This is a genomic window from Mailhella massiliensis (assembly GCF_900155525.1).
GTDB lineage: Bacteria > Desulfobacterota > Desulfovibrionia > Desulfovibrionales > Desulfovibrionaceae > Mailhella > Mailhella massiliensis.
The window spans coordinates 542608-568279 of sequence record NZ_LT706952.1; the positions used below are offsets into that span (position 1 = coordinate 542608).

General features: G+C 54.5%; 26 protein-coding genes and 1 pseudogene. 10 read left to right on the forward strand and 17 right to left on the reverse strand.

Annotated elements, in window-relative coordinates:
* Window positions 1–83: 83 nt before the first annotated feature.
* Window positions 84–935 (forward strand): biotin--[acetyl-CoA-carboxylase] ligase, encoded by an 852-nt coding sequence (locus tag CZ345_RS12635; protein WP_077073467.1) that lies wholly within the window; start codon window positions 84–86, stop codon window positions 933–935.
* Between the two features lie 98 nt (window positions 936–1033).
* Here the strand turns inward: CZ345_RS12635 and CZ345_RS12640 are convergent, their stop codons facing one another.
* The 3 genes from CZ345_RS12640 to CZ345_RS12650 all read right to left on the reverse strand — a co-directional run bounded on the left by CZ345_RS12640 (window position 1034) and on the right by CZ345_RS12650 (window position 3778).
* Window positions 1034–1777: a flavodoxin domain-containing protein gene (locus CZ345_RS12640; RefSeq protein WP_077074096.1), complete on the reverse strand. Its 744-nt coding sequence runs from the start codon at window positions 1775–1777 to the stop codon at window positions 1034–1036.
* Window positions 1778–2015: 238 nt separating this feature from the next.
* Complete coding sequence (locus CZ345_RS12645) at window positions 2016–3089, reverse strand: sensor histidine kinase (protein WP_077073468.1); 1074 nt, start codon at window positions 3087–3089, stop codon at window positions 2016–2018.
* Window positions 3086–3778: a response regulator transcription factor gene (locus tag CZ345_RS12650; protein WP_077073469.1), complete on the reverse strand. Its 693-nt coding sequence runs from the start codon at window positions 3776–3778 to the stop codon at window positions 3086–3088. The genes CZ345_RS12645 and CZ345_RS12650 overlap by 4 nt, the downstream gene beginning before the upstream one ends.
* A 441-nt stretch (window positions 3779–4219) precedes the next feature.
* Here CZ345_RS12650 and CZ345_RS12655 point away from each other — a divergent pair, with 441 nt between their 5' ends.
* Complete coding sequence (locus tag CZ345_RS12655; protein WP_239446688.1) at window positions 4220–6139, forward strand: LTA synthase family protein; 1920 nt, start codon at window positions 4220–4222, stop codon at window positions 6137–6139.
* A gap of 331 nt (window positions 6140–6470) precedes the next feature.
* On the opposite strand, the gene CZ345_RS12660 is transcribed toward CZ345_RS12655, so the two are convergent.
* A complete protein-coding gene (locus CZ345_RS12660) occupies window positions 6471–6803 on the reverse strand; it encodes a hypothetical protein (protein ID WP_144277352.1) in 333 nt (110 codons plus the stop codon).
* Between the two features lie 209 nt (window positions 6804–7012).
* On the opposite strand from CZ345_RS12660, the gene CZ345_RS12670 reads away from it, so the two are divergent.
* Entirely contained in the window at window positions 7013–7489 is a 477-nt protein-coding gene (locus CZ345_RS12670; protein ID WP_077073471.1) for an MFS transporter, read from the forward strand.
* A gap of 348 nt (window positions 7490–7837) precedes the next feature.
* Here CZ345_RS12670 and CZ345_RS12675 read toward each other — a convergent pair whose 3' ends face one another.
* Complete coding sequence (locus CZ345_RS12675) at window positions 7838–9388, reverse strand: sigma-54 interaction domain-containing protein (RefSeq protein WP_077074099.1); 1551 nt, start codon at window positions 9386–9388, stop codon at window positions 7838–7840.
* A gap of 273 nt (window positions 9389–9661) precedes the next feature.
* On the opposite strand from CZ345_RS12675, the pseudogene CZ345_RS12680 reads away from it, so the two are divergent.
* The 5 genes and pseudogenes from CZ345_RS12680 to tnpA form a co-directional block, all read left to right on the forward strand.
* Window positions 9662–9907: pseudogene (locus CZ345_RS12680) on the forward strand (4Fe-4S dicluster domain-containing protein); the annotation flags it as partial.
* A gap of 117 nt (window positions 9908–10024) precedes the next feature.
* Window positions 10025–11710, forward strand: coding sequence for an FAD-dependent oxidoreductase (locus CZ345_RS12685; RefSeq protein ID WP_077073473.1), 1686 nt, complete (start codon window positions 10025–10027; stop codon window positions 11708–11710).
* A 59-nt stretch (window positions 11711–11769) separates the two neighbouring features.
* A complete protein-coding gene (locus tag CZ345_RS12690; RefSeq protein WP_077073474.1) occupies window positions 11770–12732 on the forward strand; it encodes an amidohydrolase family protein in 963 nt (320 codons plus the stop codon).
* 20 nt (window positions 12733–12752) lie between these two features.
* Entirely contained in the window at window positions 12753–14147 is a 1395-nt protein-coding gene (locus CZ345_RS12695) for an SLC13 family permease (protein ID WP_077073475.1), read from the forward strand.
* Window positions 14148–14328: 181 nt separating this feature from the next.
* Complete coding sequence (tnpA, locus tag CZ345_RS12700; RefSeq protein WP_077073476.1) at window positions 14329–14787, forward strand: IS200/IS605 family transposase; 459 nt, start codon at window positions 14329–14331, stop codon at window positions 14785–14787.
* A gap of 149 nt (window positions 14788–14936) precedes the next feature.
* Here the strand turns inward: tnpA and CZ345_RS12705 are convergent, their stop codons facing one another.
* The gene (locus tag CZ345_RS12705) at window positions 14937–15935 is read right to left on the reverse strand and encodes an Ldh family oxidoreductase (RefSeq protein WP_077073477.1); all 999 of its coding nucleotides are present in this window, start codon (window positions 15933–15935) and stop codon (window positions 14937–14939) included.
* Window positions 15936–15978: 43 nt separating this feature from the next.
* Window positions 15979–16905: a hydroxyacid dehydrogenase gene (locus CZ345_RS12710; RefSeq protein ID WP_077073478.1), complete on the reverse strand. Its 927-nt coding sequence runs from the start codon at window positions 16903–16905 to the stop codon at window positions 15979–15981.
* Window positions 16906–17014: 109 nt separating this feature from the next.
* On the opposite strand from CZ345_RS12710, the gene CZ345_RS12715 reads away from it, so the two are divergent.
* A complete protein-coding gene (locus CZ345_RS12715) occupies window positions 17015–17731 on the forward strand; it encodes a GntR family transcriptional regulator (RefSeq protein ID WP_077073479.1) in 717 nt (238 codons plus the stop codon).
* A gap of 116 nt (window positions 17732–17847) precedes the next feature.
* Here CZ345_RS12715 and CZ345_RS12720 read toward each other — a convergent pair whose 3' ends face one another.
* The 5 genes from CZ345_RS12720 to CZ345_RS12740 form a co-directional block, all read right to left on the reverse strand.
* Window positions 17848–19017, reverse strand: a complete 1170-nt coding sequence (locus tag CZ345_RS12720) for a UxaA family hydrolase (protein ID WP_077073480.1) — start codon at window positions 19015–19017, stop codon at window positions 17848–17850.
* Between the two features lie 2 nt (window positions 19018–19019).
* A complete protein-coding gene (locus CZ345_RS12725; protein WP_077073481.1) occupies window positions 19020–19304 on the reverse strand; it encodes a UxaA family hydrolase in 285 nt (94 codons plus the stop codon).
* 156 nt (window positions 19305–19460) lie between these two features.
* Complete coding sequence (locus CZ345_RS12730; RefSeq protein ID WP_077073482.1) at window positions 19461–20972, reverse strand: tripartite tricarboxylate transporter permease; 1512 nt, start codon at window positions 20970–20972, stop codon at window positions 19461–19463.
* A 68-nt stretch (window positions 20973–21040) separates the two neighbouring features.
* Window positions 21041–21502, reverse strand: a complete 462-nt coding sequence (locus CZ345_RS12735) for a tripartite tricarboxylate transporter TctB family protein (RefSeq protein ID WP_077073483.1) — start codon at window positions 21500–21502, stop codon at window positions 21041–21043.
* 68 nt (window positions 21503–21570) lie between these two features.
* Window positions 21571–22548, reverse strand: a complete 978-nt coding sequence (locus CZ345_RS12740) for a Bug family tripartite tricarboxylate transporter substrate binding protein (protein ID WP_144277353.1) — start codon at window positions 22546–22548, stop codon at window positions 21571–21573.
* 437 nt (window positions 22549–22985) lie between these two features.
* Here CZ345_RS12740 and CZ345_RS17110 point away from each other — a divergent pair, with 437 nt between their 5' ends.
* Window positions 22986–23366, forward strand: coding sequence for a hypothetical protein (locus tag CZ345_RS17110; RefSeq protein WP_162274976.1), 381 nt, complete (start codon window positions 22986–22988; stop codon window positions 23364–23366).
* A gap of 22 nt (window positions 23367–23388) precedes the next feature.
* Here CZ345_RS17110 and CZ345_RS17740 read toward each other — a convergent pair whose 3' ends face one another.
* The 5 genes from CZ345_RS17740 to CZ345_RS16735 form a co-directional block, all read right to left on the reverse strand.
* Complete coding sequence (locus CZ345_RS17740) at window positions 23389–23562, reverse strand: transposase (RefSeq protein ID WP_083717429.1); 174 nt, start codon at window positions 23560–23562, stop codon at window positions 23389–23391.
* Window positions 23563–23571: 9 nt separating this feature from the next.
* Window positions 23572–24225 (reverse strand): sigma 54-interacting transcriptional regulator, encoded by a 654-nt coding sequence (locus CZ345_RS12755; protein ID WP_083717431.1) that lies wholly within the window; start codon window positions 24223–24225, stop codon window positions 23572–23574.
* Window positions 24225–24970 (reverse strand): IS5 family transposase gene (locus CZ345_RS16335; protein ID WP_239446722.1). Its coding sequence is split into 2 segments (ribosomal slippage): window positions 24225–24646 and window positions 24646–24970, totalling 747 coding nucleotides; the frame shifts between segments, so codons are not numbered across the junction. The genes CZ345_RS12755 and CZ345_RS16335 overlap by 1 nt, the downstream gene beginning before the upstream one ends.
* 93 nt (window positions 24971–25063) lie before the next feature.
* Window positions 25064–25267: a helix-turn-helix domain-containing protein gene (locus CZ345_RS12770; protein WP_077073488.1), complete on the reverse strand. Its 204-nt coding sequence runs from the start codon at window positions 25265–25267 to the stop codon at window positions 25064–25066.
* 186 nt (window positions 25268–25453) lie between these two features.
* Window positions 25454–25672 (reverse strand): hypothetical protein (locus CZ345_RS16735; RefSeq protein ID WP_204224295.1); only part of this gene is annotated, 219 nt, incomplete at its 5' end.

The window sequence follows — 25672 nt, forward strand, 5'->3', positions numbered from 1 at the left end:
TGTACCGGATGCAAAGAATATGTCAACCTTAAACATTGACATTTGAGGTTGACATTTAAGAAGAGTCACAGGACGGAGCAGCGATGATGCGAGAGGAAATGCCCATGCGGAACCGCATTCTGGACAGTCTTGCCCGGGGCGGAGGGGAGGAATGGATATCGGGGGAGGCGCTTTCCCGCGATTTCCGCATCAGCCGGGCGGCGGTGAGCAAGCACGTCAACTCCCTGCGCGGGGAAGGCAACATCATCGAATCCGTACCGCGCCGGGGCTACCGGCTCATTTCCCGCGCCGACCCCTGGGCCGGGGACGACGTGCGCGAGGGGCTACGCACCCGCATACTCGGCAAAAAGGAATGGATATGGCTCAAGGAAACGGGGTCCACCAATCAGGTGGCCGCGCAGCAGGCGCTTGCCGGAGCGGAGGAAGGCCTTGTGGTGGTGGCACGCCGCCAGAACGAGGGCCGGGGCAGCAAGGGAAGCCGCTGGTTCTGCCTGCCGGGGAGCCTTTCCTTCTCCGTGCTGACGAAGCCGCATCTGCCGCCGGAAAAGCTGGCGCTTCTGCCCCTTCTCGCCATGGAGGCCTGCGCCCGCGCGGTGGAGAAGGGCTGCGGCATACGCCTGGAACAGCGCGCGCCCAACGACCTTTTTCTCCATGACCGCAAGGTGGTGGGCATACTGGCGGAAAGCATGTTTCACAATACGGAACTTCAGTGGTCCGTGGTGGGCATAGGCGTCAACGTCAACGTGCCCTCTTCCGCCATTCCCCCGGAGCTGGAGGGCATAGCCTCCTCGCTGTATGCGGAAACGAAAACGCCCTTCAGCGTGACGAAACTGTTGCGCTGCATTCTCGAAGAGCTAGAAAAGGAACTGGAAAAGGGCGAAACGCCCACGGAATACGCAAAAAAAGCACAGGCCCGCCGGGAGGACCTTGTCTGAACGAAGGCAAAAACGCAAACGCAGGCAACGGCCAGGCCGCCATGAAAAAAGCCCCTTTCGGGGCCTTTTTCTGCCTGTGCCGGAAGGCACGGAGTCGGTCAGCAGTAATATTCGTTTTCACGCCGTGCCTTCAGCTTTTCGCTGAAAGCGGAGGCAAAGCCGCGGTAGGCTTCCGTATCCATGTTTTTCGCGCCCTTGGGGCAGCGGCGTATGCAGCGGAAGCAGGAAAGACAGGTGTCGGCCACGGTTTCGTAGTCGTCCGCAATGGCATGTACGGGGCAGAGCTTCACGCACAGCCCGCAGTGCACGCACTCTTCCGAGGTGAGCGGACGGAACTTGCCCCCGCCCCCGCCTTCGCGGTAGGGCCGGTTGCCGGGGATATCCTTCACTTCCCTTGTCAGAGAAAAGGCGCGCGCCGCAAACTCGCCGTCGGCGGCAAGGTCGTCCCCGTCAGGCCGGTCTGCCTGAATTTCGCCGAAGGTATGGCGGCCCACCAGCGCCGCGGCTCCCACCACCACGAAGCCCTGTTCCCTCGCCATGTCGGCAAGTTCCAGAAGGGCGTCGTCATAATGACGGTTGCCGTAGGTTACCGTGACGATGCACGGGGTCTGCACCCCGCGGAAACGGGCAAGCCTCTCCCGCGCCACCGTGGGAATGCGGCCGACGTACACGGGAGCGCCGAAGATCACCCTGTCGTTCTCGCGGAAACGGACGATGTCGGTCGAAGCGTCGGTCGTGACGTCCACGACGTCGGCCTCCGCTCTCAGGCCGCGGGCCATGGCCTTCAGACTCTTTTCCGTGTTGCCCGTGGGGGAAAAATAAACAAGCGTCACCTTGCTCATGCACAGCCTCCTCATACTTTCCTGATAAAGGGCGCGGCAAAACGCCCGCGCGGCATTTTTCAGAATAACCGACACGCCGCTCCCTTTCAAGAAGACGGCGGGAACCTTCCGCCTTTTCCCCTGCCGGGACCGCGGCGCAACGAAAGGCGTTCCCCGTGCGGAAAAAACTCTCCCGCCGGAGCAGCCGTCACCCTTCCCGGAAAAATTCCAGGCGGCGCGGTCAGGCCCGCAGGCCAAGTCACTCCCCTTCCCGCCTTACCTTCAGGGGCAGTTCCATGTTCACGGCAAGGCCTCCGCCCTCCCTGTTTTCCGCCCATATTCTGCCGCCGTGGGCATGGGCGGCGCGTTCCGCGAGGGAAAGCCCCATGCCGGTGCCGCCGCTTTCTCTGCGGCGCGAGGCGTCCACCCGGAAAAAGGGCCGGAATATCCTCTCCAGCGCCTCTTCCGGCACGCCCGGTCCCCGGTCTTCCACCACCAGCAGGCAGCGCTGCCTGCGCGAGGTGAGGCGTATGACGATGCGCCCGTCGTCCGGGGTGTAGCGCAGCGCATTGCGCAGCACGTTTTCCACGGCATGGCGGAGCATGTCCGCATCGCCCGCAAAGGGCAGTCGCTCGGGAAGAAACTCCTCCACCTCGCAACCGCGCACACTCCCTTCAAAGCGCACATCCTCCGCCACGTCGCGCACCAGAGCGGCCAGATCAAAGGAGGAAAAGCACAGCCTCGCCTCCATGCGCGAATAGGCGAGCATACTTTCGATGAGCGCATCCATGCGCTCCGTTTCCAGGCAGAGCCTGTCCAGCAGACGGGGGGAAACGTTCTCCCTCCGCAGAAGCTCCACCGTAACGGAAAGGCGCGTGAGCGGCGAACGCAGTTCGTGGGACACATCGGCAATGAGCGCCTTCTCCCTCACCCTTTCCTTTTCCCGCTGTTCGGCCATGCTGTTGAAGGCCCGGGCCAGAAGCCCGAGTTCATCCTTTCTGTTCGCCATGTCCGGCGAAACGCGCGCCGAAAGGTCTCCCCCGGAAAGCCGGTGTATCACCGAGGTGAAGTGCCCCATGATGTTCTTGAGCACGCTGATGAGCACATAGGCTTCCAGCGCGGCCACAATGAAGGTAAAAACGACCCAGAGGCAGATTTCCTGCGCGGAGGAGAAGGAGTTTCCGCCGCTTTGCAGCAGATCGCTTGCCGCGTATTCCCCGAATTCGCCGAGTATGGCGAAGGAACCGATGAACAGGATGCCGCAGATGTATATCTTGCGGAACAGCGGCAGAGAATCCCAGAATGCGGCCAGCCTTCCCCACGCCTTTTTCATGAATGTTCCTCCCCCCGGATGGCGTACATGTACCCCACGCCGCGTATGCTGCGTATGCGTTCCGAACCGTCGGGATACGGCCCCAGCTTGCGGCGCACGCGGCTTATCTGCATGTCGAGCCCCCGCTCCATGGGCACGGCTTCGCGGCCGAATACCGCAAGGCTCAGCGCATCGCGGGAAATCACCCTGCCCGGCGAGGAAAGCAGCGCGCGCAGCACGCGGTATTCCTGACCGCTCAGGGAAATCTCCTCCTCGCCCTTCCACGCCTTCATGGCGCCTTCATCCAGCCGTATGTCGCCCCCGGCCTCCCCGGCGGAAGGCTGGGCGCGCCGCATCACCGCCCGCACGCGGGAAAGCAGCTCCCGGGGATTGAAGGGCTTGGGCAGATAGTCGTCCGCCCCGGCGTCCAGCCCGCGCACTCTGTCGGAAAAATCGCCGCGCGCCGTAAGCATGATCACGGGAAGCCGCGAGAGCCGGGCGTCCCTGCGGACGGCGCGGAGCACTTCAAAGCCGTTCTTTTCCGGCAGCATGACGTCGAGAATGACCATGTCCGGTTTTTCCTCAAGAATGGCGGCAAGACCGCTCTGCCCGTCGTGGGCGAAGCGGCAGGCGATGTGCTCCGGCCGGAAATAATCCTCCAGAAGCTGGCACAGCTCCTTGTCGTCGTCGATAATCAGCATCTGAAACATGACGCATCCTTATATAAAATAAAGAGAAGGAGGCGTTCCCCCGGAAAAGGTTCCGCAGCAAAACGGCAGACGCGCACGGCGGCGCACACGCCTTCCTTCAACACGAAATACTCTTTCCCTTTCCTGTAACACCCGGAAACGGCGGCGGCAACGCGGCCGGAGGCGCTGTTACGCTTCGTTACATATTATACAAAAATTCCCTGTATAACTTTTATCACAAAACTCACATAAAACGCATAAAATCAGTTACACTACGTTACCTTTGCTTTATATTCTTCCTTATTTTCATGAAAAACGGAATATCCATTCCCTTCACTCGTACCATTTTCTGAACGAGAAGGTGTGTTTTTTTGCCGTTACGCTTTGTTACACCGGCAGTTATCCCCTTTTTCATGCACCGATTCTATACTTTTCCCATATTGCAACCCGCAGGAGATTTTCATGTTTTCCCGCATACGATTTTTCCGTCCCCTCGGCATGAGCGTACGGGGCCGCTATCTCGGTTCGCTGCTGCTTCTCTGGCTGCTCGTCAACGCCGCGGTGAGAACCGCGCTTATTTTCATGGCGCACCGCACTCTCGACGCATCCTTCCCCCTTGGGACGCTGGTCATGCTGTACCTGAAGGGCGCCTTCAACGACATCTTCCCCTATGTGCTGCTCACCATGCCCCTCATGGCGCTCGTGCTGCTGAAGAAAAATCTCTTCACCGGCAGGGCGGGCCGCGCTGCCGCCGCGTTCGTCTTCTGGCTGTACGCCTGCGCCTTTCTTTTCGGCGCGGTGGCCGAAACGCTGTTCTGGGAGGAATTTTCCAGCCGCTTCAACTTCATCGCCGTGGATTACCTCATCTACACCACGGAGGTGCTGAAGAACATCAAAGAATCCTACCCCGTGATTCCTCTGCTCTCCGCCGTGGCCGCCTGCGGCGCGATGTTTGCCGTATGGGCCATGCGCGGAACGGCAAAGAAGGCGCACCTCTCCGCCCCCCGGCCCGCATGGCTTGCCGCGGCATACCTTGCCCTGGTATGCGCGGCCTTCTTCCACACGCCCGCTTCCTCCCCCGACAGAGTGCAGCGGGAACTTGCCGCCAACGGCGTGTGGTCGCTCTTTTCCGCCTACCGGCACAACAGCCTCGATTACCGCGAATTCTACCCCGTGCTGGATGAGGGCAGGGCCGCCCGGCTGGTGCGCGAAGAAACCGCAGAACCCGGCGCGCGCTTCATTGACGATGCCGGTACGGTACGGCGCGACATTTCCTCTTCCCGCCCGGCATGGAAGCCCAACGTCGTGCAGATAGTGGTGGAAAGCCTCGGCAGCGACCTTCTGGGAGAAAACACGCCCAACCTGAACCGCCTGGTGGAGGAAAGCCTCTTTTTCTCCAACCTCCGGGCCACGGGCACGCGCACGGTGCGCGGCATCGAGGCGCTCACCCTTTCCCTGCCGCCCACGCCCGGTTCCTCCATCGTGCGGAGGCCGGGCTGCGAAGGGCTTTTTTCCACAGGTTCCGTCTTTCGCGCGCAGGGCTACGACACCGCCTTTCTCTACGGAGGCTTCGGCTACTTCGACAACATGAACGCCTTCTTCTCGGGCAACGGCTTCCGCATCGTGGACCGCGCCTCCATGAAAAATGAAGACATCACCTTCACCAACGCCTGGGGCGTGTGCGACGAAGACCTTTTCCGCGCCTGCCTGCGCGAGGCCGACGAAAGCTTCCGCACGGGGCGCCCCTTTCATCAGTTCGTGCTCACCACCTCCAACCACCGCCCCTTCACCTACCCGGAAGGCAGGGTATCCATTCCTTCCGGCACGGGCAGGGCGGGAGCCGTGGCCTATACCGACTACGCCATCGGGGCCTTTTTCCGGGAAGCCTCGAAACGGCCCTGGTTCAGCAACACGGTGTTCGTCATCTCGGGCGACCACACCTCCGGCGCAGCGGGACATACCGACCTTCCGCCGGAGCGCTACCTCATTCCGGCCATGATCTACGCCCCCGGCCGCATCGCTCCCCGGAAGGTGAACACCCTGTGCAGCCAGGCGGATATTGCCCCCACGCTGTTCGACCTGCTGGGCTGGAGCTACCGTTCGGGCTTTTTCGGCAGAAGCATTCTTTCCCTGCGTCCCGGAGAAGGCCGCGCCTGGATAAGCACCTATCAGATACTCGGCAGACTTGAGGAAGGCGGACTCGTCACCCTTGAACCCGTGCGCGAAAGTTCCGTCCTGGCATGGAGCAGCGCCGAAGGTCTGGGCGGACCTCTCGACGAGGAGGAAAAACGCGCCCGGCTCGAACGGACCGTGGCCGACTATCAGCTTGCCGGAGACCTTTTCGCCCGGGGCGGACTGAAGGAAGAGGAAGTGCTCCGCTGACGCACGGCACCGGAGATATTTCCCCGGCGGGACAAAGCTGTTGACAGAACGGCCGCCCGGCGCAAGGGTTGCCGCAGTGTTTCCCACTCTTTCCCGGCCCTGCCCCAAAAAGCAGAGCCGGGGCAAAACGCTTCGGGACATTTTCATGAAAAAGGAAAATTTATTATTCTAAGGATAATATTTTATGTAATTATATCAAGATGTTATTTTTAATAGTAAGAATTCTTTTTCTTTCATGTCCGCACCTTTGTCCGCACAATGTAAATAGAAAGATAACGACAAAACATGAACAGCCTCAGGCTACTCAGACCATCTTTTTATAGCCTGACCATCAAGGATTGGCAAGTTGAAAGCATAGCCTGTCTTCAGACAGATTTCGTCCGTCAGGCTGAGACGATAGGTAGAGTTTTCGGGAGGCTGCAATAGACTTACCGAGAGCATCCACCACCGCATGAATTTTGGAGGTAAAACCGCCACGACTTCGGCCGAGAGCATGATTGTGTCCAGCGGTATGTCGAGCTCCGGCACTATGTCTATGAGCATGAACGTATGTCCCATCAATCATGATGTAGTTCATATCAGCCTGTAAGGTAAGAAGCTCAAGGATAGCAGTCAGATATCCTCTTTTTTCCATGAACCATATTTCTTTGACAAAGCTCGCCATGGAGATCCGGTTCACAGCATCCAATGTACAGCATTGAGAAAGTTTCTGACGTCACCAGTCGGTCGTCCTCCACGAGGAGAACCTTCTGTCGGCAGTATAGGCTCAAGTCTGAGCCAGAGGTCTTCAGGGATGTCATAGTAGCACATTTCCCTGTCGTAACACGATGAAAACCTTACCTAACCTGGATTCCCTATTTTCACGAAGATGGTTTGCAGACACACCCAGCTTTTTCCACTCTGATCGGCGGTCCCATTCTTGACTACCTGTTCAAGAAAGGTACCCCTTATGCTCTTCGGGTGCAGGCACTTACTCTGCTCCTCGGCTTCGGCATGACGGCTCTGGCGTTCGGTATGATCGTCCCCGGAAGTGCCGGTCAGATTGCCCTGCTTGCATTCCATACATTGTTCACTGCCTCTGTCATCACCCTCGGCTATGCTCTGGTTCTTAACCTGTCGCAGCCTCAGCAGAGGGCAACTGCTACCAGCCTGATTGTGCTGGTTCAGAATGCACTTGGTAATGGTTTCGGTGCTCTTCTCACCGGAGTGCTTTCCGACATGTTCTCTCTTGAGACCAGCATGCTGTTTATCACTGGAAGCTACATGATTTCTGCTCTGGCGTTCTTCCTGTCAAGCTTCACGTATGAAAAGGATCTCGCAAAAGTAAAGCCCGTAACCGTGTCTTTTTAATAGCCCAGAAAAACGTCTTGGACGCTTTCGCGCTCATGTCGTTTTAATGCCTTCAGGCGGCTGATGGAGTAATGGCTACCGAAGCAGAAACTCTCCCGCTTGGTGGCTGAACCACAAAAAAGTTACCTGAAAAACACCTTTTCGATAAGACAGAGCGTTTCAAGCTCTCGTCTACTTCGAAAAGGTGTTTTTTATGGCCAAAGAACGACATCTAGCCTATACGAAATGACTATGTAAGTGTCGCATAAATTCACGATGTGCAGGATAAAAGTGATTTATAATCAATATAATAAAGAAATGTGCGGGACTATCCTGGCGTTCCGCCTTGCCGCAATGTTGCCGGAAAAGTCAGTCCTTGGTGTCGGACAAAGAAAAGTTCATTTTTCTCATACGTGATTTCAAGGTGTTGTACTGAATTTTCAAAATATCCGTTGCGCCGCCCGCGCCGGAAAGCTTGCCATTGCAGTGCCGTATCACATCGGCGATATAGTCGTCTTCATGTTCCCGAAGTGAAGGCCAGTCCGCTTTTTCGACCTGCGACGACTGTCCTGCGGTCTGCATTTTCGGAGACAACGTACGAGCCGTCCACGGGGCAAGGTCGAAGTGAAGCGTTTTCTTTCGCTGCGCCCTGCTTATGAGCAGGGCTCTCTCCACAACGTTTTCCAGTTCCCTCACGTTGCCGGGCCAGTCGTAGCGACACAGGGCGTTCAATTCCCCCTCGTCCGCCTCGGGCACGAAAGCCAGACCGAGTTTCTTGCTTTTTTTCATGAGAATGTAGTTTAAAAGCACGGGAATGTCGCTGAGTCTCCTGCGCAGCGGCGGCACGATGATGGGATAGGCGGAAAGTCGATACCACAGATCGCGCCGGAAACGCCCTGTATCCAGCTTGTCCATGAGATTTTCCTGCGTAGCCGCAATGATGCGCACGTTTACCGGAAAAGCGCGCGTACCGCCCACGCGGCGTATGGTTCCGTCCGTCAGCACTCTGAGCAGGCGTACCTGAGCAGACTTCGGCATCTCGCCTATTTCGTCGAGAAAAAGCGTGCCGCCCCCGGCCATTTCAAAGTACCCCGCACGAGAGGTCAGAGCTCCGGTGAAGGAGCCTTTTTCATGGCCGAAAAGCTCGCTGTCCACAAGGCTCGGAGGAATAGCTCCACAGTTCACCTTAATGAAGGGGCCGTCTTTTCTCTGCGACAGTTCATGAATCATGTCGGCCACGGCTTCTTTGCCGACACCCGTCTCGCCGAGAATGAGCACGGTGGTATCCACATCAGCCACGGCTTCTACCCGCAGCTTGACGTTATGCAGTCCCGGACACTGCGTTACTTTTTCCCTGCCGCTTTCTTCCACACGTTTCTGCGCCTTCCGGTCGTCGAGATCTATGCCGGAGAGGTTTATTTTCAGCTCTTCGGCAAGAGGAGAGAGAAGCTGGCGAATGCCTTCAAGATCGTCCGGCCCGAACGCATTGTTTTCCTTGGACCACAGACACATGAGAAACACGGACGAGGTCGACTGAAAAATGGGAATGCGCAACATGGAGTTATGGAAAAGATAAGGCATGTCGTACTCGAATGTCGGGTCTATTTTTTCATCTTTCGATATGACGGACTTGATGTCGCCCAGAAGAATATCTTCGGTGATGCGTTCCCGCAGAATGAGTGGCGGTAGATGACCGGCCACAGCAAATTTATTGGAGACGTTGATTTTGTTCGTATCCGACATGGTGACTATGACGTCGGCATTTATGGTGCAGTAAAGTGCGTTTATGCGCGCCACGGGCAGATACTGCTGCAGCAGGTCCAGAAGAAACAGCAGCAGGTTGCGCAGACCGCTGGTTCTGTACATGGCTACGCACGATTCTGCGGCAACGGTTGATTCGAACAGATGCTTTTTGTCCATGATGTCCCGCATGTTTTTGAAAGTCGTTCCGCTCGTATGCCGACGATGCGCTTCATTCGTTCCGTCGTTGTTTTTTTTGTTCGGCTGTGCGGAAAATGTCAATTTTTACTATTAATTTTTAATGACAATACTTGAATATTTTTAACGCGACAAGATTAGTCAAACGGATAAAAAACAATAATATATTGAAATTGCAAATAAAAAAAATTTGGCATACTTTTTGCTCTTTAAAGCGCAAGTAACGCGGCCACAAGGCACGCATTCAACAAGCAGCATCAGGAGAAACGTATGCCTCCCATCATCAACGCGGAACAGTGTTCTCACTGTGGCATGTGCGCAAGCATATGTCCCTTGAATATTTTTACCTATTCCAAAGGACAAACTCCCATCGTGGCCTATCCTGAGGAGTGCTGGCACTGCAATGCTTGTGTTCTTGACTGTCCTCAAAAAGCCATAGAGCTGAGGCTTCCCATCAATTACATGATGCTTCATATCGATGCAGACAGTCTTCACAGATAATCTGCATTATGAAGAATAACATGGCGTCATGATATGTGGAAATATTGATCGACATTCATGTGGTGACGCTTTTTGCAGAGACCATACTTTCATAAAGTTAGGACTCAGGAGAAAGTTATGATAGGTTTTAAAGATACGATAACGACGGATGTGCTCATCGTTGGCGGCGGCATAGGCGGTCTTTGCGCGGCCATAGCTTCGGCCCGCTTCGGAGCGGATACGCTGGTGGCGGAAAAGTCCGACTCCAGACGTTCCGGCTCTGGCGCCACGGGCAACGATCACTTCCTCTGCTATTATCCCAAGGCTCACGGCAACGACATCATGCCCATTCTGCAGGAAACCTTTCAGAGTCAGATAGGTGGTTTTCACGATCCCAAGCTGACGCTTCGTTTTCTGCAGGAATCCATAGCCATGGCCGACAGGTGGCTGGAGTGGGGCATAAACATGCGTCCCTTCGGGCCGGATTATGAATTCATGGGACACGCCTTCCCGGGCCGCCCTAGGATATGGTTGAAATACGACGGTCACAATCAGAAGCAGATTCTTACGGCGCAGGCCAAAAAGGCGGGCGCGAAGATTCTCAATCACACTCCCGTGGTGGAACTCATTACCGCAGACGGAGAAATAGCCGGCGCGCTGGCGCTCGATGTCAGCAGTGAGGAACCCGCATTCCGCCTGATCCGCGCCAAAAAGGTCATTCTGGCCACGGGCACGGCAAACAGACTGTATCCCGCAGCCGGCACTCCGGGCAGTCCGTTCAACACGGCGTTCTGTCCGGCCTGCACGGGGGCGGCTCAGGCGCAGGCGTGGCGCGTGGGCGCAAAGATGGTCAACATGGAAATGCCCAACAGGCATGCCGGACCCAAGTTTTTTGCCCGCGCAGGCAAGTCCACCTGGATAGGCGTGTACCGCTATCCCGACGGCAGACTGCTCGGCCCCTTTGTGGAACAGGCCACCCGCTACATAGGCGACATTACCTGCGACGTGTGGAACACGGCCTATACCGACGTGTTGCGCAACGGCACCGGCCCCGCCTACATCGACTGCACGGGCATAAGCCAGGACGATCTGGACTTCATGAAGCAGGGCATGATCAGCGAAGGCCTGACCACCGTTGTGGACTACATGAAGCGTTCCGGCCTCGACGTGACGAAGCACGCGTTTGAATTCATGCAGTACGAACCGCATCTCATCGGCCGCGGACTCGAGGTGGACATCAACGGTGAAACTTCCATTCCCGGTCTCTACGGCACGGGCGACATGGTGGGCAACTTCCGTTCGGATATTTCCGGCGCCGCCGTTTACGGCTGGATCTGCGGCAATCACGCCGCCTCCACGGTGCAGCAGGGCAGTTTCCGGGAAGTGGAGCACTCGGCCTGGGTGCAGGAACGGGCGGAGCTTTACAGCAGCCTTATGGAAAGAAAGAACGGCGGCACCTGGAAGGAAGCCAATCTCGGTCTTCAGCAGATCATGGCCTCCTATGCCGCTGCCGGTCCCTACAACGTGCGTTCGGAAAATCTGCTCAAGGCCGGTCTGAAGTATCTGGGCGATCTGCGCAAGGAATCCATAGCCTCCGTAAGCGTCCGCAACGCGCATGAGCTCATACGCGCCGTAGAGGCGCTCGACCTCATGGACAACGGCGAGATCATCATGCACGCGGCGCGGGAACGCAAGGAAAGCCGCGGAATGCATCTGCGCTCGGACTACACGTTCACCAATCCGCTTCTGAGCAACAAGTTCCTGCAGGTCTGGCAGGAAAACGGCACCGTGCATACGAACTGGCGCGAGCGCTGGGGGCTGTGAGCCTTCCGCCGCCAGGATGAACGCTTTTTCCAACTGAACATTTCATGGGGAGGACTGCCATGCTGGGCAAGATAGGTCTGGAAGAACACTTTGCCGTTGAGGAAACGGTGGGACACATTCCCGCGGGTCTGAAGAACGCCGAAGAGAGAAAGAAGAAGCTGCTCGATATTTTAAACATGCGCGTGGCCGAAATGGACAAGTACGGGATGGATCTCATGATTCTGTCCCTGAATTCTCCGGCCATACAGGAAACCTACAACGCCCGGGAAGCCGTGGATCTGGCCCGGCGCTGCAACGATCATCTGGCGGAATGCATAGCCCGGCGCCCCGACCGTTTCCGCGGCTTTGCGGCCCTGCCCATGCAGGATCCCGACGCTGCCATTGATGAGATGGAACGCTGCGTCAAGGATTACGGATTCAAGGGTACTCTCGTCAACGGCTACTCCCAGATCGGTTCTCCGGATACGGCCGTGTATCTTGATGACAAGCGTTACCGGCCCTTCTGGGCCAAAATGCAGGAACTGGACGTGCCCTTTTATCTGCATCCGAGAAATCCCATGAATGATCAACGGAAAATCTATGACGGGCATCCCTGGCTCATGGCTGCCGCCTGGGCCTTTACCGTGGAAACGGCCACGCACATGCTGCGTCTGCTCTGTTCGGGCATTTTCGACGAGTATCCGAAGCTCAAGCTCATCGTGGGACATCTTGGCGAATGCGTTCCCTTCCATTCCTGGCGCACCCAGAACAGGCTGAACCGCGACCCGCGGCCGCGCCCCTTCAAGCTCACGATTCAGGAATATCTGAAAAGAAACGTGTACGTAACCACCAGCGGTTTCTGCAGCACGCCCGCGCTCATCAATACCATTGCCGAAATGGGTGTGGAGCGCGTCATGTTTTCCACCGACTATCCTTTTGAAACCGTGGAAGATGCCTCCACATGGTTCGACAACGCGGAAATTCCCGAGGACGTTCGTGTGAAGATAGGCCGCGACAACGCCAGAGCGCTGTTCAATCTGTAGTTCTTCCGAGGAGATACGTCATGTCGCAGAATACGAAAAAATGGTTGTGCATCCTGGGGATTATCTGCCTTTATCTGGTGCTGTCCAACATTCCCGTGGGGGATGAACTCAAACCCACGGCGCAGAAGGCCATGGCCCTCATGGTGTGCGCCGTGCTCACGTGGAGTCTGGATCTGCTTCCGCTGGCCTTGGCTTCCGTGCTCTTCACGGTACTCACCGTTCCTCTTGGACTGGTCAAACTGCCCAAGGTCATGGCCAACTTCGCCGATCCGTCGATTTTCTTCGTGTTTGCCATGTTCTGCAATGCCATTGCTTTTCAGAACTCCGGTCTGTGCCAGCGCATCGTACTCTGGACCACGATGAAGTCGAAGGGCAATCCCCGCAAGCTTTCCTTTTATCTTATGCTTGTTACAACCATCATATCCATGGTGCTTGCCGATATTCCGGCCATCGCCATGATGTATCCCGTAGGACTGATGCTGCTTGAGAAGAACGGATGCGTTCCCGGTGAAAGCAATTTCGGCCGTACGCTCATGCTCGGTCTGCCTCTGGCAAGCCTCATAGGCGGCATAGGCACCCCTTCCGGCTCCTCCATGAACGTGATGACGCTCACGCTTCTGCAGTCCACGGCAAACATTTCCGTTTCCTTCTTTCACTGGTCCGTCATAGGCATACCCATGGCCCTCGTTCTCATCGTAGCTACATGGTTCATCCTACAGAAAACTTATCCGTCGGAACTTACGGAGCTCAAGGGCATAGAAGCCATATGCAACGACTACGAGTGCCTCGGTCCCATTACGAGAAAGGAATGGAACTACATCATCGTGTTCTTCATCAACTTCACGCTCTGGGCGACCGATTCCATCCACCACACGCCTCTGCCGGTCATAGCCGTCATAGCCGCCACGCTGTTCTGCCTTCCCAACATGGGCCTCATTGAATGGAAGAAGGACAGAAACAGAGTGGGCTGGGACATTCTTATGCTCATAGGCGCCTCCACCGCCATAGGCAAGATAATCTGGCAGGAAGGCGGCAGTCTTTGGCTGGCCGAAACCTGCCTCGGCAACATCACTATGCTGCCCGTGGCAGGCATCATTGCAGCCGTATGCGTGTTCACCATTGCCGTTCATCTCCTCATTCCGGTCAACACTGCCATTGTGGCCGTGCTGCTGCCCACGCTGGTCAGCCTGGCTTCGATGAAGGGCATCAATCCGGCACTGCTGGCCATCCCTCTGGGGTTCAGCGTTTCCGCATCGCTGCTGCTTCCCCTGGGACCGGTCCCCCTCGTCACGTTCCCTGCCGGATACTACAAGATGTACGACCTCTTCAAGCCCGGCTGCATCATCTCTCTGGTGTGGGTTGGAGTCATGGTGGTCGCCATGCTCGGCATCGCAGTGCCCATCGGTCTGCTTTAGAAGACAGTCAGGACCGCCCCTTCAAGGGGCGGTTTGATTGGTTAAAAAGAAAACCCCCAGCTAGGCTGGGGGTTCCCGAAAACTTATAGTTATGCGTAAGTGATAACCACTCCTTTTGATTTGCTAAGAAGGAGGTGCGGTCTGGCAACTGCGCCCACAAGCAAATCAAAAGGAGGTCACAATGGGTGACACAAAGAAGTTGGCGCATACGCAATGGAACTGCAAATATCACATAGTCTTTGCACCAAAATATCGCCGACAGGTTTTCTATGGAGAGAAGAAAAGGGCCATAGGAGAAATATTGCGAAAATTATGTGAGTGGAAGGGAGTGAGCATAGTAGAAGCAGAATGTTGTCCCGACCATATCCATATGTTGCTAGAGATACCGCCCAAGATGAGTGTATCGGCGTTTGTCGGATATTTGGAAGGAAAGAGCAGCCTGATGATATATGAGCAGTTCGGTGAGCTGAAGTTCAAATATCGTAATCGGGAGTTCTGGTGCCGAGGTTACTATGGTGATACGGTGGGCAAGAATAAGGCAAAGATAGCCGAGTACATCAGGCATCAGCTGGCTGAGGATACATTCGGAGAACAGTTGGGCATCCCGTATGGCGGAAGCCCGTTTACGGGCCGCCGGTAACAGAAATGCAGATGTCAGATCGTACATGCGCCTGTTAGGGCGCGGCTGGTAAGAGAGCCTTACAGGCGCATAAGAGGAACCACCGGCTATGCCGGTGGGCCCCCATTTTGTACGTATGTAGTGACAGGTCCGACTTGCTCGATCCATGCCTACTTCTGGATGCGTGCAAGAATCTTTTCGTACAGCGCATCAGGCAGTTCCAGATCCTGTCCACGTCTGGATTCACGCAAGGCGAAGCGGCGGGAACCGGGCAGGCGGGTGCCGGACTGGGAAAGAATATGCGCCACCAGGCGTTCCAGCGTAGCGGGGAACTGGGGATTCATCTTTTCAGGATCAATAATGATAAAGCTCTGGCCGATGCCCGGAGCGGGCCCTTCGGCTTCGAAGAAAGAGCTGGCTTCAAAGGCATGGTTGGAGCCGGTGAGGGAGGCGGAAAGAATTTCCACCATGAGGGCCAGCGCGGCTCCTTTGGCATCACCCAAGGGTACCATGGTACCCTTGAGGGCTGCTTCAGGAGAGGTGGTGGGCTGACCGGTTTCATCCAAGGCCCAGCCTTCGGGAATGGTGGTTTCACCCTTCTGCTTGGCATTCATGATCTTACCGCGGGCCACTTTGCTCAAGGACATATCCACCACGATGGGATCTTCGCCGCTTCTGGGGCAACCGAAGGCCAGAGGATTGGTTCCGTAGCTGGGAAGCTTTCCTCCCCAAGGAGCCATAGCGGAAGGAGTGTTGGAAAAGGCAAGACAGATGAGGCCTTCCCGGGCTATGCGTTCAACATAGTGACCGAGCATGCCACAGTGATGCGAACGGCGAACGCCAACCATGGAAATGCCGAACTCTCTGACCAGAGGAATGGCCGCCTTCAATCCTTCGTTGATGGCGGGAAAGGCATAGCCGTTGCAAGCGTCCACGCAGACGACGGCGGGAGTAGGATTGAAAACCACGGGACGGGCGTCGGCCTTCACCTTGCCGGTTTTGGCCTGATCCACATAAAAGGGAATACGGGAAAATCCGTGGGAGGGCATGCCGTCCAGTTCGGCGAGAAGAAGGGCGTCGGTGACGCACGAAGCCGTGTCGTCGGGAACACCGGCAGAGAGGAATGCCTTTATACCGAGCTCGCGCATGGCATTGTAGGAAAGTTTCATGAAAAGTTCCTCAAAGTCCGGTATGTACCGGAGCTGCAGATTTTTATTTCAGCGCGGAAGCCACTTTTTCGGCGATCATGGAGCTGACACGCGTATTGGATTCGCGCGTGACCCCAGCAATGTGGGGGGTAAGCAGACAATGAGGAGCCACGGCGAGCGGAGAGTTCGCGGGCAGGGGTTCCTTCCCGAAAACGTCGATCATGGCACCGCCGAGTCTTCCATCAATAAGGGCCTGCGCCAGCGCCGCTTCATCCACGATACCGCCGCGGGCCGTATTGACGAGGAAGGCTCCCTTCCTCATGGCGGCCAGACGCTGTTCGTTGAACATGTTTCTGGTACTGTCGGTCAGCGGAACATGCAAGCTTATGGCATCGGATTCTGCAAGAAGTTCATCCATGGAAACAGGCGTCACATCGTGTTCCTTCCACACCGGAGCATCGGCAGCTATGAAAGGATCATAGGCGATCACATTCATGCCGAAGGCTTTAGCACGGCTCGCCACGTCGCGGGCAATACCGCCGAATCCGAGCAGGCCGAGCGTCTTGCCGAAGATTTCTCCGCCGGAGGACATGCGTTCGCGCGGCCATTTGCCGTCGGCCACTTCATTGAGACTCTGATAGCAGCCTCGGGCCAGCATGAGCAGACCGGCCATAACATATTCTGCAACAGAAACGTTATTGGCTCCGGTTGCAGGAATAACAGTGATATTTCTACTCTTACATGCCTCTACATCTATATTATCAAGTCCTACACCAAGCCTTCCTACAACACGAAGTTCCTTTGCAGCGTCAAGCAGTGCTTCGCGCACCTGAGTCTTATTTCTTACAATAATGGCACTGCACGTGGTGATATGTTTTATAAGTTCATCAGGTCTATCAACAAGAGTCTTATCATAGATAACGTTAAATTCTTTTTTTAAAGATTCAACAGCATTGGAATCCATGAACTCAGTGATGACTATGGTGTCCATACTTATCTCCCGTGTAAAATTATGGGATGGCAATGAAAAATAATGCTTGACAAAATATCAAGATGCATTAAAATTATAAAACAATTCAACCTAAAATGGTATCAAATTCATGACAAAAGTAACGTCCATTCCTCTGTACGCGCAGATAAAATCTTCCATCCTCAGCCGGATAGTTGCGAAGGAGTGGGGACCTGGGAGTTTTTTGCCCAGTGAGACGGCGCTGGCGGCCGAGTACGGAGTCAGCCAAGGAACACTACGCAAGGCCTTGAACGAACTCGCTCTGGAAAAAAAACTCGTCCGCTTTCAGGGCAAGGGAACGGCCGTCGCCGTTCTCGACTCTGACGGGGCTTTATTTCCTTTTTTCAGGCTTTACGATGATGACGGAAAGAGAGTGTATCCTCTTTCACAGATGACTTCCACCCAATATGATATGGCAAAAAAGGAAGAAGCAATAGCGCTGGGCATCGAAGATGGCGATGCCATTATACGTATTCATCGCATCCGAGTGCTGGACGAGCAGCCGGTAATCAATGAGTTCATACTTCTCCCTTCCAAGCGCTTCCCCGGCTTTCCTTGTGATCTCAATAAGCTGCCGAATACTCTTTACGAGTATTACTTTCAGCAGTTCGATATTCTCATCGCCAAAGCGACGGAAAGTCTCCAAGCGGTGATGTCGGATCCGTTGGATATGAAAAGTCTACGTCTTTCTGAAGTCTGCCCTTTGCTGGAAATCCGAAGAAAAGCGTTTGATATTGATGGGAAGGTGGTTGAGATCCGTCGCAGTCGCGTTCTCACGATCCATCATTGTTACCATACTGACTTGTAACACCTATCCTTTATCGAAGATACGGCTGTCAACTCCGTGTATCCTTGACGGCGAAGCTTCCCAAATGGAAAGCTTCGCCGTTTTTCTTCCAAAAATGAGGAAGGAGAGAAGGAATATTAGGCGCTGCGATACAACTTGGTCATAACGATTTCGCGATGCCCCAGAGCCTCGGCGCTGGTAAAGCGACCGTTGGAGGTGCGGACCATCATCTCGAGGAGCAGATCGCCAGCTTCGTCAAGGTTCATTTCACGGCGCATGAGCGGATTGACGTTCACGTCGATATGTTCGCTCATGGTACGAACCGTGCGGGGGTTGGCGGAAATTTTAATGACCGGCAGGATGGGATTGCCGATGACGTTGCCCTGACCAGTGGGGAAGAAGTGAACCACGGCTCCGGCGGCAGCCACAAGGGTGACCATTTCGGCAGCGGCGGAAGAGGAGTTCATGAACCACAGTCCGGGATGAGTGGGGGCTTCCGCGTAGTCGAGGCAGCCGTCGACCATGCACTTCTTACCGATCTTCTGAATGTTACCCAGAGCCTTTTCTTCGATAGTGGTCAGACCGCCGAGAATGTTGCCCTTGGTAGGCTGGGAATCGGAGAGGTCGTTGGTCTTGTTGGCAATGATGAAATCATTGTATTCAGTCCACATATCCATGAACTGCTTGGCGATTTCAGGAGTGCGGCAGCGCTGGGCGACCAGGTGTTCGCCGCCGGTGATTTCGGAAGTTTCACCGAAGAACAGGGTGTTGCCGTTTTCGTACAGCTTGTCGAAGGCATTGCCTACGGTGGGGTTGGCTGCGATGCCGGAGGTGGTGTCGGATTCACCACACTTGCAGGAGACCCACAGCTCGTCGATGGAGCATTCCTCACGCTGCAGCTCGGTAGCGTACTGCACGAGTTCCTTGGCCTTGCGGGAAGCTTCACAGATGGTGTTGTGGTCGCCGTGCTGTTCGATGGAGAAGCCGAACACAGGCTTGCCGGTCTTGGCAATGCCGTCGGTGATGACCTTGGTCCATTCAGGTTCGATGCCGATGACGATCACGGCAGCCACGTTGGGGTTGCTGCCCAGACCGATGAGAGTGCGGAAATGCAGTTCAAGGTCGGCGCCGAACTGGAGACGTCCGTAATGATGAGGCAGGGCCATGGTTCCCTTGACGGCGGCTTCAACGGCCAGGCACGCGGCGTTGGAAAGATCATCGAGAGGCAGAATGATGACGTGATTGCGTACGCCGACTCTGCCGTTCTCGCGGCGATAGGCCATGACTTTCGTATTCTTGAGATCCATGATTACCACCTCTTGGTCTTGACGTTATGGACATGAAGATGTTCGCCCTTCTTGATGGGAGCGACGACCTTGCCGATATCCACACCATATTTGATGACGGTGTCGCCCACGTTCAGGTCCTTGAGGGCAACCTTATGGCCGATCGGAATATCATCGAGCACGGTGAATTTGATGAGGTAGTCTTCCTTCATGACCCAGCCTTCCAGTTCCTGACCGGCCTTGACCCCCTCTACCGTAATGACGCCGACGCTGTCGCCGTCCTGATGGACCAAAAACTGTACGGACATCTGTGCCTCCTTTGAGGTTGTTTGGAATATGTGGACTATAACATATCTTATATAAGATATGCAAGTATAAAATTGATATGGAAAAGGCATTCCCGGAATGTTCCGAGCGATGCGGTTTTCACTCCCCACATATTGAATGGTGTAGACCTACCGTTTCTAGTCGTCGCTCTCACAGGCTTCTTCCAGCGAATTGCACTTGTACTGACGCCACAGGCCGCGGATGATGGCAGCTATGCCCAGCACCATAAAGAAGGCGGAAATGGGACGGCTGAAAAAAATGTTCAGACTTCCGTCAGACAGCATCAGCGACTGGGAGAGCGAGGTTTCCATCATCTGCGCGAGCACGACGGCCAAGATGAGCGGAGCCATGGGGAAACGGAACTTGCGCATGAAGTAACCGATGACGCCAAAAACGAGGGTCATCCACACATCGAACAGTTGGAAACGGACGCTGTAGGCTCCGATCACCGAGAAGATCAGAATTAGCGGACCTAGCACAGGGAAGGGAATGATGGCGATTCTGGCCCAGAGTCCGATGAGGGGAAGGTTCAGCATAAGGCACATGAGATTACCGATGTACATGCTGGCGATGATGGCCCATACGAAATCGGGGTTTTCCTGGAACAGCATGGGGCCGGGAGTCAGGCCGTACATCATGAAGCCGCCGAGCAGAACGGCCATGGCGGATCCGGTGGGAAGACCGAAGGCAAAAAGCGGTACGAAGCCCGCGCTGGAGGTGGCGTTGTTGGCACCTTCCACGGCGGCCACACCATCAATGGCACCGTGGCCGAACTTTTCAGGATGTTTTGAGAATCTTTTTTCAATATCGTAGGCGATGAACGTCGTCACCGCAGGCGCGCATCCGGGCAGCAGTCCGAGGAAAAAGCCGACGACAGCGGACCGTATCATGGCGAAGCGGCAGTAAAGCACTTCGGCCCACTTCGGCTTCCAGTCCACTTTGGTATTTTCCAACATATAACGGGTATTCTTTTCCACGTTGACGAACACTTCGCTGATGGCAAAGAGCCCGATGATGATGCTGATGAAGTCGATACCCCCCATCAGATCCAGGCTGCCAAAGGTCAGGCGGCTGGTACCGGTCAACGGATTCTGGCCTATATAAGAGATAAGCAGGCCGAAACTGGCGGCCGTAAGGCCTTTGAGCAGAGCGTTGCCAGCGAGACTGATAATGAGGGCCAAGGCCATGAACATCAGGGAAAAATATTCCGGGGGACCAAATTTGAGGGCGAGATTTGCCAGAGGCGGAGCGAAGAAGCTCAGACCTATGACGCCCAACGTACCGGCCACACAGGAGGAAATGGCGCAGATGGCCAGAGTGGGGCCGCCGCGTCCCTGCTTCGCCAGCTGGAAACCGTCGATGGCGGTGCATACGGAGGAAGCTTCACCGGGAATGTTCACCATGATGGCCGTGGTGGACCCCCCGTACATGGCACCGTAATAAATGGCTGCCAGCATGATGATGGAGCCGGTGGGGTCGCCGAGCTGCGCGGTCAGGGGCAACAGGATGGCTATGCCGCTGGTGGGACCTATGCCGGGCAGAACACCGACCAAGGTTCCGAACAAACAGCCGACCATCGCCAAGAGGATATTGAGGGGCGACAGGGCTGCTAGAAATCCATTAAAAAGATAGGCGAAGGAAAAATCCATATCATGTGGCCTCTTGAAGTTTGCTCACGGAATGGAAATTATTGGTCAATAGACAAACTATGATATGATCAATTCAAAATTCCCAAGGGATAGGGCATCTGGAGAACTTTGATGAATACATAATAAAAAAGTAGACTTACACCGAGGCCGACAGGAATGGCGAAGTGAGGTCTGCGGTCGTAGAACCAGATGAGGCCGGCGGTGAATATAAAGCCGGACACGGGTAATCCCAGAGTCGGAAGTGTGGTGTAGAAGAAGACCAAGGCCACTATTGTGACCAGAATATTTATCCAGCCACTCAGTTCGGGCCAGACGACTTCGACGCGCGCACCTTTATAACGCCATGCCCTGATGGCCAGTGCCACTCCGAGAACCATGAGAATGATGGAGAGACTTAGTGGAAGAGTCCCTGGATGCAGCGGTTCATCGAGAATGTTTTGGATTTTCAGGGCCTGACTCATCATGGCACCACCAAATCCAAAACAAAAAAGACCACTAATGATATCAGCTGTACGGAGACTTGTGGACATGGTACTCCCTCGGACGATAGGCCCGCACGAAGCGGGCCTATCGACGGTTTATTTAGGAAATGGCGAGATTACTTTCCGCGGGTATTCTTAAGAATGTCACCGTAGAACTTTGTCATTTCCTTGATGTAGGAGACGCATTCGTCATGCCCCATGGCGACGGGAGTGAAGCCTTCACGAGTCTGCGCTTCTATCACTTCGGGGCGATTGGCGATGTCGATGAACGCCTTTTCAAGAGTACGCACCACGTTGTCGGGAGTGCCGGGAGGCAGCGCTACGCCGCGGTCAATGGAGAGCACGATATCAAGGTTCTTTTCCTTGAAAGTGGGAACGTCGGGGAAGAGCTTCAGTCTTTCGGCACTGGTGACGGCAAGGATACGGGCCTTGTCGCGGAAGCGGACCAAGTCGTCGGAGTTGGCGATAATGGCGTCATAGTGACCGCCGAGGAAGCCGGTCATCTGCGTGGCCGAGCCGGTTTCGGGAATGTACGTTATACGTACGCCAGCCTGCTTCTGGAGGGAGAGAAGCGCGATATGGTGCCCTGACAGAGAGCCGGAACCGCAGAGCTTCATCTTGCCGGGGGCCTTCTTGGCGGCAGCTATGAACTCTTCATAGGTCTTGTAGGGAGAATCCAGCGGCACGGCGAGTCCGAGGTAGGTGCGCTGGAAGATGCATACGGGGACAAGCTGATCGGTCTTGTATCCAACATCCTGCAACATGGGCTGCAGAATGGTGTGAGGAATGTTGAAGCCCGCGAACGTATAGCCGTCGGGCTCGCTTGTCACAAGTTCCTTCCAGCCCAGAGCACCGCCTCCGCCGACTTTATAATCGATGATGACATTCTGCCCGAGGAGTTCCTTCAGCAAGGGTTCCTGACGCCGGGCTTCACGATCGGACTGACCTCCGGGGTTGAAGGTGATCATGTAGGTCATGGGTCGGGTCGGAAAGTCGTCGGCCGCCTGTGCATGGCCGGGAAGGGCCGTAGCCGCCACCATAAGACACATGGACGCTGAAAGCATGTTTCTGACGAGTTTTGTGAATTTCATCATAGACTCCTCCTGTTGGTGGTGGTGAATGTGAACGGTTCTTCCAATTGCCTATATCTTATATTTTTTATAAGATATTTTGGAACAAATAAGCAACACGTTTTTGGCGAAAAAAAATATTTTTTTATATAATATATTTGAATTATTACTAAAAATATTCACGGGGCGGCATTTCTCCTGCTCTCGCAGCACCCTGTACACGGTCATCCCAACGTGTGGAACTCCCTCGCCAGGGGCAAAACTCATTGCCTGTTCTTTTTTTATCTTTCTTCCTCTCAAATGAACGCCATTCACCCTTTCTTTTCTCGCTCGAGGGGACGCTCAAGAGTTGATGATCAAAGATCTCTCAACGGGGACATCTATGTGCTCAAGTTCGGCCTGCAATGGAAACATGCTCTAAAAGAACACGCCCATAAAACTTTCTATAACCGATTCGTCAGATGGAGCAAACGGGTATCTTTGAAAACATTTTTAATACCCTTGCTGAAAATGCTCAGGACACCTCCCTTCTGATGATCGATGCTGTATACCTGAAAGCTCATGGAAGTGCCGCAATCCTGAGAAAAAAATTCTCCCCGATGTATCGGGCGAACAAAAGGAGGATTGAACTCCAAGTTACACGCAATCCGGATGCCGTCGGGTGTCTGATTCGAGTATTGCCGACGACTGGTTCTGTCGGTGACTATGCATATCTGCTGCCGACCTTGCCGCTGACCCTGAGCTTTTCGGGTACGTTGTCCCGGGATATGCGTTTGTTTTTTCCCTGTCCTCTTGACAAGAGACAGCACACATTTGGCGGAGTAATTTTTCAAGGCTCTTGACTAGGGCGTGTCTGCAAACCTCTTATCGAAGCCAGATAAGTGAAGCAGCCAGACATACAAAGGCCGCAAAAACTTCTGTCAGTTTGTCATAGTAAGTTGCAATTTTACGATATTCTCTGATCTTGTTGAAAAACATCTCTATAAGATGGCGTTCCTTGTAGAGATGTCTGTCGATGGTACGGGGATGATGATTTATCCTTCTGACTTAAGAGTCCTCGAGCATACCGTAGTCCTTCATTTTTCTAAAAAGAGTGACCCTCGTGATACCAAGTTCTTTCGCAGTGCGTTGTCTATTCCAGTGAAATTGTTCGAGTGCTTTCAGGATGATTTCTTTTTCGACCAGAGCGACATTTTGTTTTAGGTTGAAATTTTTATTTTTTATGACGGTGCGAGCTGCTTCCTGTGCCTTACCGATGGAGGGGGAGAAAAAATCCAGACTTCCTTCCACCGTGAGCCGTATGATGACATTTTCGAGTTCGCGGATGTTTCCGGGCCAGTCATACCTAGACAGCATTTTCAGCATGGACGACTGGATGTTGAAGGTGACGTTGTTCTTCCTTAATATGTTGCTGATGATGAAAGGAAGGTCTTCCTTCCTTTCTTTCAATGGAGGTAGCGTTATTTCGAACACATTGATGCGGTAGAACAGGTCCTCACGGAACTGCCCCATTTCCACCATATCGCGAAGATCGCGATTCGTCGCGACGATCAGTCTGAAGTCGCTGAAAAGTTCCTTCGTGCTTCCAACCGGCGTGTAACTTTTATTGTTGAGCGCCTGCAGAAGCTTTGCCTGCGACTTCAGGGAAAGTTCCGCGATTTCATCCAAGAAGAGCGTGCCATTGTTAGGTTCAGGACTCATTAAATATAAAAGATGACAATGGCAGCGAGACAAATGGCCGAAAAGAACGTGTGAGCACAACGGTCATAACGCATGGCTATTCTGCGCCAATCCTTGAGTCGGCCGAACATGATTTCTATCTTGTGCCGCTGCTTATAAACCTCCTTGTCATAGACCACCGGAGTTTTTCGGCTGTGTCTGCCAGGAATACACGGCGTGATTCCTTTACGGGACAAGGCATGACGAAACCAGTCGGCATCATAGCCTCTATCCGCCAGAAGCTCCCTGGCCTGCGGCAGAGTATCAAGCAGGACAGCAGCGCCTTTGTAGTCGCTCACCTGACCGCCGGACAGATGGAAGGCCAACGGTTGACCGAAGGCATTGCAGACAGCGTGGAGTTTTGAATTCAGGCCGCCTTTTGTGCGTCCGATACATCGGGAAAGGCCCCTTTTTTCAGCAAACTTGCTGCTGTCCTGTATGCCTTGAGATGTGTGGCATCAATCATCAAGCGTGTTGTGGAGCCGTTTTGCTCAACAAGCTCCGCAAAAATCCTGTTAAAGACACCCAATCGGCTCCAGCGGATAAAACGATTGTAGAGAGTTTTGTATGGTCCATACTCGTGCGGGGCATCTTTCCATTGCAGGCCGTGCTTGATGACATAGATAATGCCGCTGACGACACGCCTGTCATCGACTCTCGGAATGCCATGGGAACGAGGAAAGTAGCGTTTGATACGAGCAATCTGTTCATGAGAAAGATAAAAAATTCCTTCATGGCATTCTCCGTATGCCGGCAATAAGAACTTTTTACCCTTTTGGCAATTAATGAGTCTGGAGCCTAAGCAAAGGGCCTCTTAGAGCTACCCACGATCCGAGCCCGGTTCCACAACGCAACTCTCAAGAAAGCTCTGCAGGTCGGAAATCCGATAACGAATCAGTCTGCCTACCTTCAGAAAAGTCGGCGGCAGCCTGAGATACCTTCGGTTCTGCAACGTCTTGACGGAAAAGCCCGTTATGCGGGCAGCTTCTTTCTCGTTCACAGTCATCAAATCATTCTGAATCATGGTTATTCTCCCTGCGGACCACCTTCTTCGGGCGTCCGCACAGTTCCGTTATCCTTGCGATGGTATCCTGACACTCTGTATAGAACCGGAAACGCTCCGCCGCTTCAGCCCGCCTTTCCGCAGTTCTGAGCCCGTGCTTGAGGGCGAAGGTATTGCCCGGCGGAGCTCCCCGGTGTTTACGCATGTTCACTCCGTACCTCCCGCCGTGACCACGTTGCCGACAATGGCCTTGTCCGCGTGCACTACGGTGATGGTCTGCTGTCCGGAATTTCTGTACTTACGCAATGCCTCAAGCTGTCTGGCATAGAGGTACATGAAGCGCCGGGCTATTTTAGAGCAGGATATCTTGTCTTCAAGCAGTGTTGCAGTTGAGCTTTGCGAAAGAGCCGTCATGCCGCGATGCGC

What these genes read in the sequence shown, in the direction of transcription:
- CZ345_RS12635 (WP_077073467.1), top strand. Translation starts at nt 84, where the DNA reads ATGATGCGAGAGGAAATGCCCATGCGGAACCGCATTCTGGACAGTCTT.
- CZ345_RS12640 (WP_077074096.1), bottom strand. Translation starts at nt 1,777, where the DNA reads ATGAGCAAGGTGACGCTTGTTTATTTTTCCCCCACGGGCAACACGGAA.
- CZ345_RS12645 (WP_077073468.1), bottom strand. Translation starts at nt 3,089, where the DNA reads ATGAAAAAGGCGTGGGGAAGGCTGGCCGCATTCTGGGATTCTCTGCCG.
- CZ345_RS12650 (WP_077073469.1), bottom strand. Translation starts at nt 3,778, where the DNA reads ATGTTTCAGATGCTGATTATCGACGACGACAAGGAGCTGTGCCAGCTT.
- CZ345_RS12655 (WP_239446688.1), top strand. Translation starts at nt 4,220, where the DNA reads ATGTTTTCCCGCATACGATTTTTCCGTCCCCTCGGCATGAGCGTACGG.
- CZ345_RS12660 (WP_144277352.1), bottom strand. Translation starts at nt 6,803, where the DNA reads ATGGCGAGCTTTGTCAAAGAAATATGGTTCATGGAAAAAAGAGGATAT.
- CZ345_RS12675 (WP_077074099.1), bottom strand. Translation starts at nt 9,388, where the DNA reads ATGGACAAAAAGCATCTGTTCGAATCAACCGTTGCCGCAGAATCGTGC.
- CZ345_RS12685 (WP_077073473.1), top strand. Translation starts at nt 10,025, where the DNA reads ATGATAGGTTTTAAAGATACGATAACGACGGATGTGCTCATCGTTGGC.
- CZ345_RS12690 (WP_077073474.1), top strand. Translation starts at nt 11,770, where the DNA reads ATGCTGGGCAAGATAGGTCTGGAAGAACACTTTGCCGTTGAGGAAACG.
- CZ345_RS12695 (WP_077073475.1), top strand. Translation starts at nt 12,753, where the DNA reads ATGTCGCAGAATACGAAAAAATGGTTGTGCATCCTGGGGATTATCTGC.
- tnpA (WP_077073476.1), top strand. Translation starts at nt 14,329, where the DNA reads ATGGGTGACACAAAGAAGTTGGCGCATACGCAATGGAACTGCAAATAT.
- CZ345_RS12705 (WP_077073477.1), bottom strand. Translation starts at nt 15,935, where the DNA reads ATGAAACTTTCCTACAATGCCATGCGCGAGCTCGGTATAAAGGCATTC.
- CZ345_RS12710 (WP_077073478.1), bottom strand. Translation starts at nt 16,905, where the DNA reads ATGGACACCATAGTCATCACTGAGTTCATGGATTCCAATGCTGTTGAA.
- CZ345_RS12715 (WP_077073479.1), top strand. Translation starts at nt 17,015, where the DNA reads ATGACAAAAGTAACGTCCATTCCTCTGTACGCGCAGATAAAATCTTCC.
- CZ345_RS12720 (WP_077073480.1), bottom strand. Translation starts at nt 19,017, where the DNA reads ATGGATCTCAAGAATACGAAAGTCATGGCCTATCGCCGCGAGAACGGC.
- CZ345_RS12725 (WP_077073481.1), bottom strand. Translation starts at nt 19,304, where the DNA reads ATGTCCGTACAGTTTTTGGTCCATCAGGACGGCGACAGCGTCGGCGTC.
- CZ345_RS12730 (WP_077073482.1), bottom strand. Translation starts at nt 20,972, where the DNA reads ATGGATTTTTCCTTCGCCTATCTTTTTAATGGATTTCTAGCAGCCCTG.
- CZ345_RS12735 (WP_077073483.1), bottom strand. Translation starts at nt 21,502, where the DNA reads ATGTCCACAAGTCTCCGTACAGCTGATATCATTAGTGGTCTTTTTTGT.
- CZ345_RS12740 (WP_144277353.1), bottom strand. Translation starts at nt 22,548, where the DNA reads ATGATGAAATTCACAAAACTCGTCAGAAACATGCTTTCAGCGTCCATG.
- CZ345_RS17110 (WP_162274976.1), top strand. Translation starts at nt 22,986, where the DNA reads ATGGAGCAAACGGGTATCTTTGAAAACATTTTTAATACCCTTGCTGAA.
- CZ345_RS12755 (WP_083717431.1), bottom strand. Translation starts at nt 24,225, where the DNA reads ATGAGTCCTGAACCTAACAATGGCACGCTCTTCTTGGATGAAATCGCG.
- CZ345_RS12770 (WP_077073488.1), bottom strand. Translation starts at nt 25,267, where the DNA reads ATGATTCAGAATGATTTGATGACTGTGAACGAGAAAGAAGCTGCCCGC.